The sequence below is a fragment of the Streptomyces yangpuensis genome (genome assembly GCF_001005295.1).
GTDB classification, from domain to species: Bacteria; Actinomycetota; Actinomycetes; order Streptomycetales; family Streptomycetaceae; genus Streptomyces; species Streptomyces yangpuensis.
Map to the genome: position 1 here is coordinate 237,580 of NZ_LBMK01000004.1, position 13,334 is coordinate 250,913.

13 protein-coding genes are annotated in these 13,334 nt (G+C 73.4%); 7 read left to right on the plus strand and 6 right to left on the minus strand.

Going from position 1 to position 13,334, the window contains the following annotated elements:
• The first annotated feature begins 46 nt into the window (after positions 1–46).
• The 3 genes from AAT21_RS22505 to AAT21_RS22515 are packed head-to-tail and all read left to right on the plus strand — an operon-like array spanning position 47 to position 3,244.
• Positions 47–967 (plus strand): SDR family oxidoreductase, encoded by a 921-nt coding sequence (locus AAT21_RS22505; RefSeq protein ID WP_046778761.1) that lies wholly within the window; start codon positions 47–49, stop codon positions 965–967.
• A gap of 13 nt (positions 968–980) precedes the next feature.
• The gene (locus AAT21_RS22510; protein ID WP_046778762.1) at positions 981–2,180 is read left to right on the plus strand and encodes an acyl-CoA dehydrogenase family protein; all 1,200 of its coding nucleotides are present in this window, start codon (positions 981–983) and stop codon (positions 2,178–2,180) included.
• A complete protein-coding gene (locus AAT21_RS22515) occupies positions 2,177–3,244 on the plus strand; it encodes a Zn-dependent alcohol dehydrogenase (protein WP_046778763.1) in 1,068 nt (355 codons plus the stop codon). The genes AAT21_RS22510 and AAT21_RS22515 overlap by 4 nt, the downstream gene beginning before the upstream one ends.
• 30 nt (positions 3,245–3,274) lie before the next feature.
• Here the strand turns inward: AAT21_RS22515 and AAT21_RS22520 are convergent, their stop codons facing one another.
• Positions 3,275–3,892 carry a flavin reductase family protein gene (locus AAT21_RS22520; protein ID WP_046778764.1) on the minus strand — a complete coding sequence of 206 codons (618 nt, stop codon included), beginning with the start codon at positions 3,890–3,892 and terminating at the stop codon, positions 3,275–3,277.
• 244 nt (positions 3,893–4,136) lie between these two features.
• Between AAT21_RS22520 and AAT21_RS22525 the strand changes: the two genes are divergently transcribed.
• Positions 4,137–4,931 carry a VOC family protein gene (locus AAT21_RS22525; RefSeq protein WP_046778765.1) on the plus strand — a complete coding sequence of 265 codons (795 nt, stop codon included), beginning with the start codon at positions 4,137–4,139 and terminating at the stop codon, positions 4,929–4,931.
• Between the two features lie 30 nt (positions 4,932–4,961).
• Here the strand turns inward: AAT21_RS22525 and AAT21_RS22530 are convergent, their stop codons facing one another.
• The 3 genes from AAT21_RS22530 to AAT21_RS22540 form a co-directional block, all read right to left on the minus strand.
• Entirely contained in the window at positions 4,962–5,765 is an 804-nt protein-coding gene (locus tag AAT21_RS22530) for an enoyl-CoA hydratase/isomerase family protein (RefSeq protein WP_046778766.1), read from the minus strand.
• A gap of 138 nt (positions 5,766–5,903) precedes the next feature.
• Positions 5,904–8,138, minus strand: coding sequence for an acetate--CoA ligase family protein (locus AAT21_RS22535; RefSeq protein ID WP_046778767.1), 2,235 nt, complete (start codon positions 8,136–8,138; stop codon positions 5,904–5,906).
• Positions 8,139–8,361: 223 nt separating this feature from the next.
• Positions 8,362–9,543 (minus strand): flavin-containing monooxygenase, encoded by a 1,182-nt coding sequence (locus AAT21_RS22540; RefSeq protein WP_046778768.1) that lies wholly within the window; start codon positions 9,541–9,543, stop codon positions 8,362–8,364.
• Between the two features lie 339 nt (positions 9,544–9,882).
• Between AAT21_RS22540 and AAT21_RS22545 the strand changes: the two genes are divergently transcribed.
• Together AAT21_RS22545 and AAT21_RS22550 are read left to right on the plus strand one after the other, a co-directional pair.
• A complete protein-coding gene (locus AAT21_RS22545; RefSeq protein WP_046778769.1) occupies positions 9,883–10,335 on the plus strand; it encodes a hypothetical protein in 453 nt (150 codons plus the stop codon).
• Positions 10,332–10,757: a Zn-ribbon domain-containing OB-fold protein gene (locus tag AAT21_RS22550; protein ID WP_046778770.1), complete on the plus strand. Its 426-nt coding sequence runs from the start codon at positions 10,332–10,334 to the stop codon at positions 10,755–10,757. The genes AAT21_RS22545 and AAT21_RS22550 overlap by 4 nt, the downstream gene beginning before the upstream one ends.
• A gap of 65 nt (positions 10,758–10,822) precedes the next feature.
• On the opposite strand, the gene AAT21_RS22555 is transcribed toward AAT21_RS22550, so the two are convergent.
• Positions 10,823–11,533: a pyridoxine/pyridoxamine 5'-phosphate oxidase gene (locus AAT21_RS22555; protein ID WP_046778771.1), complete on the minus strand. Its 711-nt coding sequence runs from the start codon at positions 11,531–11,533 to the stop codon at positions 10,823–10,825.
• 168 nt (positions 11,534–11,701) lie between these two features.
• Here AAT21_RS22555 and AAT21_RS22560 point away from each other — a divergent pair, with 168 nt between their 5' ends.
• Complete coding sequence (locus tag AAT21_RS22560; RefSeq protein ID WP_046778772.1) at positions 11,702–11,908, plus strand: DUF4287 domain-containing protein; 207 nt, start codon at positions 11,702–11,704, stop codon at positions 11,906–11,908.
• A gap of 82 nt (positions 11,909–11,990) precedes the next feature.
• Here AAT21_RS22560 and AAT21_RS22565 read toward each other — a convergent pair whose 3' ends face one another.
• A complete protein-coding gene (locus AAT21_RS22565) occupies positions 11,991–13,178 on the minus strand; it encodes a thiolase C-terminal domain-containing protein (RefSeq protein ID WP_046778773.1) in 1,188 nt (395 codons plus the stop codon).
• Positions 13,179–13,334: the final 156 nt, after the last annotated feature.

Below are 13,334 nucleotides of genomic sequence, written 5' to 3' on the forward strand. Positions count from 1 at the left end.
CCATAGAATCTAACGGTCCGTCAGAAAACGCGGGAAGGGGCCGGGCGTGGGGAACTTCTTGGCAGGCAGGGTCGTCGCCGTCACCGGCGCCGGCCGGGGCATCGGGCGGGCCGTGGCACTGGCCGCGGCCGCCGAGGGCGCCAAGGTCGTCGTCAACGACTACGGCGTCGGCATCGAGGGCACGGAGCCCACGAGCGAGATCGCTGACGGCGTCGTGAAGGAGATCCAGGCCACCGGCGGGGAGGCCGTCGCCGTCGCCGACGACATCTCCACCATGGCGGGCGGCCAGCGCATCATCGACACCGCGCTCACGCAGTACGGACGCATCGACGGCGTCGTCTGCGTCGCCGGCATCCTGCGCGAACGCATGCTCTTCAACATGTCCGAGGAGGAGTGGGACCCGGTGGTCGCCACCCACCTCAAGGGCACCTTCACCGTCTTCCGCGCCGCCTCCGCCGTCATGCGCCGCCAGGGCTCGGGCACCCTGATCGGCTTCACCAGCGGCAACCACCAGGGCTCGGTCGCCCAGGCCAACTACAGCGCCGCCAAGGGCGGGATCATCTCCCTCGTCCGCTCCGCCGCCCTGGGCCTGGCCAAGTACGGGGTCACCGCCAACGCCGTCGCACCCGTCGCCCGTACCCGCATGTCCGCGAACGTCCCCATGGAGCTCAGGGAGATCGGCGAGCCCGAGGACGTCGCTGCACTGGTCACCTACCTGCTCTCCGACAAGGCCGTCGCCGTCGGCGGCGAGCCGATCACCGGGCAGGTCTACACGATCGCCGGCCCGAAGATCGCCGTCTGGGCACAGCCGCGCGAGCTGCGCGCCGGATACGCCGAAGGCTCCTGGACCCCGGAGAAGATCGCCGACTTCCTCCCCGGGACGGTCGGCACCGACCCGATGCCGATGCTGGCGCAGCTGGAGGCCATGGCCAGGGCGGCGGCCGCCAAGGACCGCCCCAACGTCTGACGGGGGGAGCGGCGTGGACTTCGGTTTCGGGGCCGAGGACGAGGAGCTGCGCGGCCATGCCCGGGCGTGGCTGGCCGAGCACCTCGTGGGCCCGTACGCGCAACTCCTCGGCCTCGGCGGGCCGGGCAGCGAGCACCAGGGGGTCGAGGCCCGGCGCGAGTGGGAGCGGGAGCTGGGCCGCGGCGGCTGGATCGGGCAGGGCTGGGACGCGCCGGACGGGGCGTACGGGCAGCGGCGGCTGTCGCTGACCGGGCAGGTGGTGTGGGCCGAGGAGTACACGGCGCTGCGCGCACCCGGCCGGGTCGGTCACATCGGGGAGAACCTCCTCGCGCCCACCCTGATCGCCTACGGCAGCCAGGAGCAGCAGCGCCGGTTCCTGCCCGCCGTCGCACGGGGCGAGGAACTGTGGTGCCAGGGCTACAGCGAGCCGGGCGCCGGCTCCGACCTCGCGGGCATCCGTACCGCCGCGGTGCGCGACCCGGCCGACGGGCTGTTCCGTGTCACCGGGCAGAAGATCTGGACCTCCCTCGCCCGGGAGGCCGACTGGTGCTTCGTCCTGGCCCGCACCGAGCCGGGGTCGAAACGCCACCGGGGGCTGTCCTTCCTGCTGGTGCGGATGGACCAGCCCGGCCTCGTGGAAGTCCGGCCGATCCGGCAGATGTCCGGGACCTCGGAGTTCAACGAGGTGTTCTTCGACGGGGCGGTCGCGGCGGAGGTCGTCGGCGCGGAGGGCGACGGCTGGACGGTGGCCATGGGGCTGCTCGCCCTGGAGCGGGGCGTCTCCACGCTGGTCCAGCAGATCGGTTTCGCGGCGGAGCTGGAGCGGGTCCTGAGCCTGTACGCGGCTTCGGGTGCGGCCGACCCGGTGGTCCGCGACCGCCTCGTACGGCAGTGGGCCGAACTGCGGACCATGCGGTGGAACGCGCTGCGGACCCTGGGCGCGCAGGGCGATCCGGGCGCGCCGAGCGTGGCCAAGCTGCTGTGGGGCGGCTGGCACCGGCGGCTCGGGGAGCTCGCGGTGGAGGTCCGGGGGGCGGCGGCCGCGGCCGGGCCGGGCGCCTGGGCGCCCGGGGTGCCGTACGAGCGCGGACTCGACGAGGAGCAGCGCCTGTTCCTGTTCACCCGCGCCGACACGATCTACGGCGGTTCGGACGAGATCCAGCGCAACATCATCGCCGAGCGGGTGCTCGGCCTGCCTAAGGAGTCCAGGTGAGAGGCGTCGTGTTCGACGGCAAGCAGGCCCGGGTGGTCGACGACCTGGAGATCCGGGATCCGGGGCCGGGGGAGGTGCTCGTCGCGATCGGTGCGGCCGGGCTGTGCCACAGCGACCTGTCGGTGATGGACGGGACGATCCCGTTCCCGCCGCCGGTGGTGCTGGGGCACGAGGGCGCGGGCGTGGTGGAGGCCGTCGGCGAGGGGGTCACGCACGTGGTGCCCGGCGATCACGTGTCGCTGTCGACGCTGGCGAACTGCGGGGCGTGCGCGGACTGCGACCGGGGCCGGCCGACGATGTGCCGCAAGGCGATCGGGATGCCGGGGCAGCCGTTCTCGTGGGGCGGGAAGCCGCTCTTCCAGTTCGCCTCGAACTCGGCCTTCGCGGAGCGGACGATCGTCAAGGCGGTGCAGGCGGTGAAGATCCCGGCCGACATCCCGCTGACGTCGGCGGCGCTCATCGGCTGCGGCGTGCTGACCGGGGTGGGGGCGGTGCTCAACCGGGCCCGCGTCGGCTACGGCGAGACGGTCGTCGTCATCGGCACCGGCGGTATCGGGCTGAACGTGCTCCAGGGCGCCCGGATCGCCGGGGCCACGACGATCGTGGCGGTGGACGCGAACCCGGCGAAGGAGGCGGTGGCCCGGCAGTTCGGGGCCACGCACTTCATCGACGCGTCCGCGGTGGCCGACGCGCCGGCGGCGGTGCGCGAGATCCTGCCGACCGGCGCCGACCACGCCTTCGAGTGCGTGGGGAACGTCGGGCTGATCCGTCAGGCCGTCGACCTGCTCGACCGGCACGGGCAGGCGGTCCTGCTGGGCGTGCCCGGCTTCAAGGAGGAGGCGTCCTTCCTCGTCTCGTCCATGTACCTCGACAAGACGATCATGGGTTGCCGGTACGGATCCTCGCGCCCGCAACGGGACATCGCGCTGTACGCGGAGCTCTACCGGCAGGGCCGGCTGCTGCTGGACGAGCTGGTCACGGAGGTGTACCCGGTCGAGGACTTCGCGAAGGCCGTCGACGACGCCCACCACGGGCGGGTGGCGCGTGGGGTGCTCACCTTCTGATCCGCCCTGCACGACGGCTGCCNNGCCCTCTCAGTCGGCGAGGCGGCCGAAGCGGCCCTTGTGGAAGAGAAGCGGATCGCCTTCCCCGGCCGCGCCCATGGCGACGACCCGGCCCACGACGATGAGGTGGTCCCCGCCGGTGTGGACGGCGTGGATCCGGCAGTCGATCCAGGCGGGCACGGCGTCGAGCTGCGGGGATCCGGTGACGGGGGCCGGGGTGTGGGTCACCCCCGCGAACTTGTCGGCGCCGCTGACGGCGAAGGACCGGCACAGTTCGCCCTGTCCGGCTCCCAGGATGTTGACGCAGAACACCCCGGCGCGGGCGATCCGCGGCCAGGTGGTCGACGTACGGGCCACCATGAAGGTGACCAGGGGAGGGTCCAGGGACAGCGAGGCGAAGGACTGGCAGGCGAAGCCGGCCGGCCCGTTCTCGTCCTCGCCGGGGGGCGCGGTGATGACCGTGACCCCGCTGGCGAAGTTCCCCAGCACCGCGCGGAACTCGGCGGGACTGACCGGCGCCCGCTCGTCGTCGCCGACGGCCCGCAGGTCGGGACGCGGCAGGGCGTCGACGGACTCGGCCTCCCGCTGCGCCGCGGCGGAGGTGGGGGAGCCGACTGACCTGAGGTATCGGACGACGGTGGCCGCCATCCCTGCATGTCCCATCACCCTTCCGATTGAAGCTGACGGTTCGTCAGATGGGAAGGGGTGGGGACGGCTTGGGGGCGGGCTTGGGGGCGGGCTCCGGCGGTGCTGCGCCCTGCGCCGGATCGGTGTGCGAGGTTCACCCGCACGGGTGAAACCGGGTGGGTGGGCGGGGCTGTGGGCGGGGGTGGGGGAGGAGGCTCGGCATCGTGGCTGCGACCCGTACCGCCGCCGTACCCCAGGAGGGCCCATGCTCGGCACCGACTTCCGCACCGGATCACCCAACTGGCTCGACCTCGGCAGCCCCGACACCGAGGCGGCCGCCAGGTTCTACGGGGCCGTGTTCGGCTGGGAGTTCGTCTCCGCCGGACCCGAGGCCGGCGGGTACGGCTTCTTCCGGCGGGACGGCAGGACCGTCGCCGCCCTCGGACCGCTCACCGAGGAAGGGGCCCGGTCGGCCTGGATGCACCACTTCATGACCCCCGACATCCAGGCCACCGCCGAGGCCGTCCGGGCCGGCGGCGGGCGGGTGCGGACGGAACCCATGGACGTCATGGGCGAGGGATGGCTGGCCCAGTTCACCGACCCGCAGGGCGCCGAGTTCGCCTGCTGGCAGCCCGGCAAGACCGAGGGATTCGAGGTGGCCTCCGCGGAGAACACGCTGGTGTGGGCCGAGCTCCACGTACCGGACCCGGTCGCGGACATCGCCTTCTACGCCGGGCTGTTCGGATGGCGGCACGCCGAGATGCAGACACCCGGGATGACGTACCGGGTCCTGAGCACCGCCGACGGCGACCAGGAGGACGCCTCCTTCGGCGGGGTCGCACCGCTCGGCGACGGCGCGGGGGCGGGAGCGGGCGAGGAGGCGCGCTGGGTGCCGTACTTCCACGTAAGCGACGTCGACGCCACCATCGCCCGGGCCAAGGAGAGCGGCGGGACCGTGCTGATGCCGGCCGCCGACGTACCGGACGTCGGGCGGATCGGCTGGCTCGCGGACCCCTTCGGCGCGGTGTTCGCGCTGCTGAAGCCCGACCCGCAGATGTAGCCCGCCGGCGCCGGCCGGCCCCGGTGCCGGTCAGCGGCCCAGGTACTTGGGTGTGCGGCGCTCCACGAAGCTCGCCACGCCCTCGTTCGCGTCGGCCGTGGTCATGTTGATCTCCTGAGCGGTGGCCTCGGCGGTCAGCGCGGCCGCCCGGTCGCCGTCCAGGGAGGCGTTGACCAGCTGCTTCGTCATGGCCAGGGCACGGGTCGGGCCCTGGGCGAGCCGCTCGGCCCACTCCCGGGCCGCGGCCTGGAGCTCCTCGGCCGCAACCACCCTGTTGACCAGGCCGAGCCGGGCCGCCTCGGCCGCCGGGACGGCGTCGCCGAAGAACATCAGCTCCTTCGCCTTCTGCGGGCCGACCAGCCGGGGCAGGAGGTACGCGCCGCCCCCGTCCGGGACCAGGCCGCGGCGCACGAACACCTCGATGAAGCGGGCCCCCTCGGCGGCGATCACGAGGTCGCAGGCGAGGGCGAGGTGCGCACCGATGCCGGCGGCCGTGCCGTTGACGGCGGCGATCACCGGCTTCTCGCAGTCCAGGACCGCCGTGATCAGGCGCTGCGCGCCGAGCCGGATCATGCGCGCCACGTCCCCGGCGACGCGGTCACCGCCGGTGGCGGGGCCGCCGCGCAGATCGGCGCCCGCGCAGAAGCCCTTGCCGGTGGCGGTGAGGACGACCGCGCGGACGGCGGGGTCGGCGGAGGCGTCGTCGAGCAGGGCGATGACGCGTTCGCGCTGCGCCCAGGTGACGGCGTTCATCGCCTCGGGGCGGTTGAGGGTGATCCACGAGACGCTGTTCTCCAGGCGGTGGAGGACGGTGTCCTCGGGGGCGGTGGCCATGCGTGGACTCCCGTTCGGGACGGTCGGGGTGGGTGGGGCGACGCCGTTGCGGGGGCGCTGCCCCCGAGCCCCCGTGCCTCGGACGCCGGCGGGGCTGGGTTCTCCGGCCCGGCTACGGAGGCGGCGGCCGGCGCGGCGTCAGCGGCAGATGGCCAGGGCGTCCAGGGCGACCGCGCCCTGGCCGCGGGGGAGGACCATCAGGGGGTTGATGTCCAGTTCGGCGAGTTCGCCGCCGAACTCCAGGGCCATGCGCTGGATCCGCAGGATGACCTCCACCAGTGCGTCCACGTCGGCCGGGGGAGCGCCGCGTACGCCCTCCAGGAGGGCGTGGCCGCGCAGCTCCGTGAGCATCGCGCGGGCCTGGTCCTCGCCGAACGGCGGGACGCGGACCGCCGCGTCGTGGAGGACCTCGACGAGGACGCCCCCGAGCCCGACGGTGACGGTCGGGCCGAAGAGGTCGTCCTGGGTGACGCCGACGACCATCTCCACGCCCCGTTCCACCATCTGGCAGACCAGGATCCCGTCGAGCGGCACGTTCTCGTAGCGTGCGATGTCGGTCAGCTCCCGGTAGGCGTCGCGGATCTGGCTCGCGGAGGTCAGGCCGATCTTCACCAGGCCGAGTTCGGTCTTGTGGCCGAGCTGCGGGCCGGAGGCCTTCATCACCACCGGGTAGCCGACCAGCCCGGCCGCACGCACGGCCGCCGCCGCGCTCGTCACCAGCTGCTCGCGCGGCACCCGGATGCCGTAGGCCCGCAGGAGCTGCTTCGCGGCGTGCTCGCTGAGCTGCTGGCCGGGCCGCATGAGGGCCTGCGCCTTGCGGTACGAGGGCGACGGCGTGCGCGGTGCGTCCTCGAAGGGCGAGCGGTAGCCGGTGGTGAAGCGGTGGTGGCCGAGGTAGGCGCGTACGGCGGTGATGCAGTTGCCGAAGGTACGGAAGGTGGCCACGCGGGAGGAACCGAGGAGGGTGGTGCGGTAGGCGTCCTCGGTGCCGACGGGGGAGCCCCAGATCACGCAGATCAGCTTGTCGGTCTGCTCGGCGGCGTCGGCCAGGTCCTGGGCGAGCCGGTCGCTCATCGGGGGGAAGGGGCCGGTGATGGGGCAGATGAGGACGCCCACTTCAGGGTCGGCGAGGATCGCGTCGATGATCTTCCGGCCGCGCCAGTCGCCGACGGGGTGGCCGCCGTTGTCGACGGGGTTGGCGACGTTCAGGTACGGCGGGATCCACTGGTGGAGTTCGTCCTGCTTGGCCTGCGAGAGGGTGGGCAGGGTCAGGCCGGCCTCGGCGGCCAGGTCGGAGAAGTGGGCGCCGGTGCCGCCGGAGATGGAGTACACGACGACGCCGTCGGCTCGGGGCCTGCGGGCCCGGGCGAGGAGGGCGGCCGTGTCCTGGAGCTCGTCCAGTCCGTCGACGCGGATCACGCCGAACTGGCGCATGGCTGCGTCCACGACGGTGTCGGCGCCGGTCAGCTTCCCGGTGTGGGAGGCGGCCATGCGGGCGCCGGTCTCGGTGCGGCCGACCTTGACGGCGACGACGGGGACGCCGTTGCGGGCGGCCCGGTCGGCGGCCAGCAGGAAGGACCGGCCGTCCTTGAGGCCCTCCACGTAGCAGGCGATGGCGCCGACCTCGGGCTGCTCGGCGAAGTAGGAGATGAAGTCGGAGGTCTCCAGGTCGGCCTCGTTGCCGGTGGGCGCCCAGTGGGACAGCCGGATGCCCAGTTCCTGGAGGGTGTAGACGGGGCGGCCCTGGTGTCCGGACTGGGTGATCAGGGCGATCGCCGGGCCGTCGAGGTCGTCCCGGAACTCCTCGAAGGCGTTGAGGTTGGTGTTCGGGCCCAGCAGGCGCAGTCCGGAGCGCTCGACCGCAGCGGCGAGGCGTTCCTGGGCGGCGGCCCCGGCGTCGCCGGTCTCCGCGAAGCCGGAGGCGAAGGCGACCGCGAACTTCACCTTGGTGTCGGCGAGTTCCTCGATGACGGGCAGCGGATCGGAGACCAGCAGGACGGCGAGGTCCACCTGTTCGGGCAGGTCGGCGACGGAGGTGTGGCAGGCCAGCCCGAAGACGGTGGCACGGGTGGGGTGCACGGGGTGGATCCGGGCGCCGACGCGTTCCGCCCAGGCGATGAGCCGGCGGGTGATGCCGGTGTTGGGCCTGCCGTCGGCGTCGGAGGCGCCGACGACGGCGACGGACTCGGGCCGGAAGAACCGGTCCAGGTCGGGTACGTCGGCGTGCAGCGGCCGTCCGCTGACGTCCACGGGGATCGCGTCGTCGGCGGAGGGTGCGGCCGAGGAATGGACGGCCGTCCTGGGGGTCTCCCCGCAGGCCTCGACCCGTGCGCGGAAGTCGGTGGTGAGGGTGCCGTGAGTAGATCCAAGCATCGTTCCGCCCGCTCCTGCTCGATGAACCTCGATGGAACTCGATAACTGACGTGCTGTCAGATTACTGAACTGACGTGCCGTCAGGAACAGGGCTGCGCAGGAAAGCTGGTGGAGGTGATGTGGTGAACGGTGACAGATGCCCGTGGAGCGGGTCCAGAGTGCACTTCAGGCCGAGATCGCCCCGGAGCCCGGCGGGGGTGGCCGCGTGCCGCCCGCGGCCGGCTCAGCTGCCCGCCGTCTGCCGGGCCACCGCCTTGGCGATCTTCTCCGCGTCCAGGGCCATCTCGCGGAACATGCCGCTGATGGGGTTGGTGAAGCCGGTGAAGTACAGGCCGCGGGCCTCCGCCGGGGTGCGGGCGCCGTGCGTACGGGGGTGGCCGCGCTCGTCCAGCACCCCGAGGTGCCCGACCAGCCCCTCCAGCCGGCGGTGGTAGCCGGTGGCCGCGATCACCGCGTCCGGGGTGATGCGCGAGCCGTCCGCGAGCACCACCTCCGCACCGTCGAAGGAGGCCACGGCCGCGACCGGCTCCACCTTCCCGGCGCGCACCGCGTCGACCAGGCCCACGTCCTGGACCGGGATCGCGCCCTCCTTGACCCGGCTGTACAGGCCGGTGGCGGGGCGCGGGAGCCCGTACGCCGACAGGTCCGGGACCGAGGCCCGGGCCACGAGCGCGCCCAGCCGGTCCACGAGCCGCACCGGCAGCCGTCGGACGAGGATCCCGCTGCGCTGGGCGGGCCAGCCGGCCGTGGAGCGGCGCATGATGTGCGGGGTGGTGCGCACGGCGAGACGTACCCGGGCCGCGCCGCCCTCGGCGAGGTCGGCCGCTATCTCGGCGCCGGTGTTGCCGACGCCGACGACGAGGACGTCCTGGCCCGCGTACGGCCCGGGGTTGCGGTAGTCGGCGGCGTGCAGCAGCCGGCCGGCGTACGACTCCAGGCCCGGCCAGTCGGGCAGCCTGGGCGTGTGGTTGAAGCCGGTGGCGACGACGACGGCCGCGGCGGACAGCACCCGGCCGCCGCTGGCGTGCAGGGTCCAGCCGCCCTCGTCCTCGGGGCCGGGGTCGATCCGGGTCACCTCGACGCCGGTGACGAGTTCCAGCTCGTGGAACTCGGCGTACTTCTCCAGGTAGCGCACGACGTTGTCGCGGGACACCCAGCGTCCGAACCGGCGGGGCATCGCCAGGCCCGGGAGGGCGGACAGCCGGCGCGTGGTGTGCAGGTGCAGCCGGTCGTAGTGGCGCCGCCAGGACGCGCCGACGGCGTCGGACTTCTCGACGACCACGGCACGGACCCCGCGGGCGCGCAGCGCGGCGGCCGCGGCGAGGCCGCCGGGGCCGGCCCCGATGACGTACACGGGGCGGGGCTGGGTGGTCATGTCGACTGCGGGTGCGGGGACTGCGGGCATGAGGTGTGATCGTATCGCCACGCTGGGTTGATGGGTCTCGGACAAGGAGGGAATCGATTGCGGATCGGTCACGGTGGTGGTCGCGCGGGCGGACCGGAGGCGGACCCGGGGGCGGGCCAGGGGTGGACCGGTGGGTGGACCGGAGGCGGACCCGGGGGCGGGCCAGGGGTGGACCGGTGGGTGGGTCGGGGGCGGACCCGTGGGTGGGCCCGGGGCGGCCGGGGGCCTGCGGGATCGCTCCGCGGCCTTGCGGGATCGCTCCGCGGCCTTGCGGGATCGCTCCGCATCCGCTGAACTGACGTACCGTCAGATAAGTGGTGAGGGGAGTGGGGACTGCCGATGCAGACCGTCTGGCTCAGTGGGGCCGAATGGCTCGCCGTGCTCCGGATAGGCCTCGGCCTGTGGTGGCTGGAGAGCTGGCGGCACAAGGACAAGAAGGGCTGGTTCGAACGCGGCACCGGTATCGCCTGGGCCGCCGACGTCGCGGACAAGCACCGCTGGACCTTCGTCAGGAGCGGCTTCCAGCGGGTCGTCGCACCGCGGCCGAAGGTGATGGCGTACGTCGTCGTCTACGCGGAACTCGCTCTCGGGCTGGGCCTGGTGTCCGGCTTCCTGACCCCGGTCGCCCTGATCGGCGGACTCCTCCTGAACCTCCTCTACCTGGTGCTGATGATCCACGACTGGGCCGAGCAGGGGCAGAACGCGATGATGGCGCTCATCTCCCTCGTCGCGCTCCTCGCCATGTCCTGGCAGACCTGGTCCCTCGACGCGGCGATCGGACTGTTCCTGTGAGCGGCACCGTGCGCCACGACCTCCCCGAGGCCGACGACTTCACCCGCCCCTACTGGGACGCCGCGGCGCAGGGCCGGCTCCTGCTGCGCCGGTGCGGCGCCTGCGGACGGGCGCACCACTACCCGCGCGAGTTCTGTCCCCACTGCTGGGCCGACGAGGACCGGGTGACCTGGGAGACCGCGAGCGGCCGGGCCACCCTGTACACGTGGTCGGTGATCCACCGCAACGACCTCCCGCCGTTCGGTACGCGCGTCCCCTACACGGCGGCCGTCGTCGACCTGGCCGAAGGCCCGCGGATGATGACCGAGGTGGTGGACTGCGAGGCGGCCGCCCTGCGCATCGGCATGCCGCTGAAGGTCACCTTCCGCGAGTCCGCGGAAGGCGTGTGGGTAGCGGTCTTCCGGCCTGAGCCGAGGGGCTGAGCCCGGGCCGGCCCCGGGGCCGGCCGGCGGCTCGTCGGCGCCTCGGCGACCGCGCCAGGGTCGGATCAGGGCCAGAGCAGCTCGCGGACCCAGGAGCCGCCGTCGGCGCGCCGGTAGCGCAGGCGGACGTGCCTGCGGGCGGCGTCCCCCTGGAAGAACTCCACCTCGGCGGGGGCCAGTACGTACCGCGTCCAGGTCGGAGCCGGCGCCTCCGGCTCCGACCCGGCCCGCTCCCAGGCGGCCGCCGAGGCCCGCGCCAGTTCCCCCACCGAACCCAGCACCTCGCTCTGCCGCCCCGTGAGCGCGGCCGCGAGCGCACCGCGCGAACGGACCGCCAGGTCCGCCCGGCTCTCCTCCGGCCCGCAGGCGGTGACCGTGCCCCGGACCCGGACCTGCCGGCCCACCGACGGCCAGTAGAAGCCGAGCGCCGCCTCCGGCCGCGCGGCCAGCTGCACGCCCTTGGCGCTCGTGGCGTGCGAGGCGAAGTGCCAGCCCCGCCCGTCGACGTCGTGCAGCATCAGCGTCCGTACGTCGGGCCGCCCCTCGCTGTCCGCCGTGGCCAGGCTCATCGTGTGCGGCTCCGGCTGCCCGGCCCGCGCGGCGTGCACGAACCACTCCCGGAACAGCGCCACCGGATCGCCGGGAGCCGCCTCCGTGTCGAACCCGGGGAGCGGGGAGTCCCACACGCGCAGGGCGTGCAGGACGCCGTGGAACTCCTCGTCGCCGATCCCGCTGCTCTCGCTGCCTTCAGTGCCTTCACGGCCCTCGCTGCTCATGACGCCCAGGCTAGGCGCGGCCTGAACGGGGCGGCCGGGCGGCCGGGCGGCCGAGGGGCCGGGCGCAGCGGGCCGGGTGGTGTGATGCGGGTCACGCGGGCGCCCCGCTCGGTTTCCTTTCCCCCGGCGGTCTTCCTTACGACGGCATCGCAACGAAGGAGACTCACCATGGCCGACACCGTGAAGGGCCCCGCCGGCTACTTCCCGTCGATCGAGAAGAAGTACGGCCGGCCGATCGCGGAGTGGAAGGACCTCATCAGGACCTCGCCGCTGACGAAGCACATGGAACTCGTCGCCTGGCTCAAGACGGAACACGGCCTGGGCCACGGCCACGCGAACGCCCTGGTGGCCGACACCCTGGCGGAACGGAAGTAGAGACAGGCGGGGTGGTGCGGTGGCGGGGCGGGGGCAGTCCTTGCCTCCGCGCCCCCGTCCCGCCACCCCCGCCGCCGCCCCCCTACCCCCGGCCCAGCAGCACCGTGGCCGAGGAGCAGAACCAGCCGCCCGTGCCCGATGCCAGGGCTACCTGGGGGAGATGGCCGCCGGGTTTGGTGACCTGGCCCGGGCCTGCCTCGCCGCGTAGCTGGCGGACCGCCTCCACCAGCAGGAACAGGCCCCGCATGCCCGGGTGGCAGGCCGAGAGGCCGCCTCCGTCGGTGTTGACCGGGAGTTCTCCGTCGCGCAGCAGGCGGCCCTTCTCCACGAAGGCCCCGCCGTCGCCCTTCGCGCAGAAGCCGAGGTCCTCCAGGGTCACCAGGGTCATGTACGTGAAGGCGTCGTAGATCTCGGCGAGGTCCACGTCCGCGGGGGTCAGGCCCGCCCGTTCGAAGGCGATACGGCCCGAGACGGCGGCGGGGGAGACGGTGAAGTCCTCCCACTCGGACATGGTGGTGTGGGATACGGCGGTGCCCGATCCCAGGATCCACACCGGCGCCTTCGCGGTGTCCGGTACGTAGTCCTCGGCCGCCAGGAGCACCGCGCAGCCGCCGTCCGAGCGGATGCAGCAGTGCAGCTTCGTGAAGGGGTCGGCGATCATCTCGCCGGACAGGACGTCCTCGACGGTGACCGGGTCGCGGAACATCGCGTCCGGGTTGGCCGCCGCGTTCGCCCGGGCCTGTACGGCGACCGAGGCGAGCTGCTCCAGGGTCGTCCCGTACTGGTGCATGTGGCGGCGGGCCGCCATGGCGTACTTGGAGATCAGCGTGTGGCCGTACGGGACCTCGAACTGCAGCGGTCCCCGCGCCCCGAAGGAGAGGTTCGACGTGCGGCGCCGGGCCTTGATGTCGGCGCGCGCCGTGGAGCCGTAGACCAGCAGGACGGCGTTGGCGTGCCCCGCGGCGATCGCGTCCGCCGCGTGCGCGGCCATGACCTCCCAGGTCGAGCCGCCCACGGAGGTGGAGTCGACCCAGGTGGGGCGCAGCCCGAGGTACTCGGCCACCTCGACCGGTGCGAGCGTGCCGAGACCGGCCGAGGCGAAGCCGTCGATGACGGAGCGGTCGAGGCCGGAGTCGGCCAGGGCGCGCCGGGCGGCCTGTGCGTGCAGGGCGTAGGGGGTGGGGCCGTCCACCCGGCCGCAGTCCGAGAGGGCGACGCCGACCACCGCGACCCGTCGGCGGGGGGTGGTTCCAGGTGTGAGTCCAGGCATGCGAGGACGGTACATCTGACGTATCGTCAGATGCTAGGCCTCCCGTCGGACCCGGCCCGGTCCGGTGTGCGACCGCCCCCGCAATCCGGTCTCCTCGCCCCCTGTGCTTCTGCCGCCCGCCGCCCTAACATGACGGCCCGTCAGAAACGGGGAGGA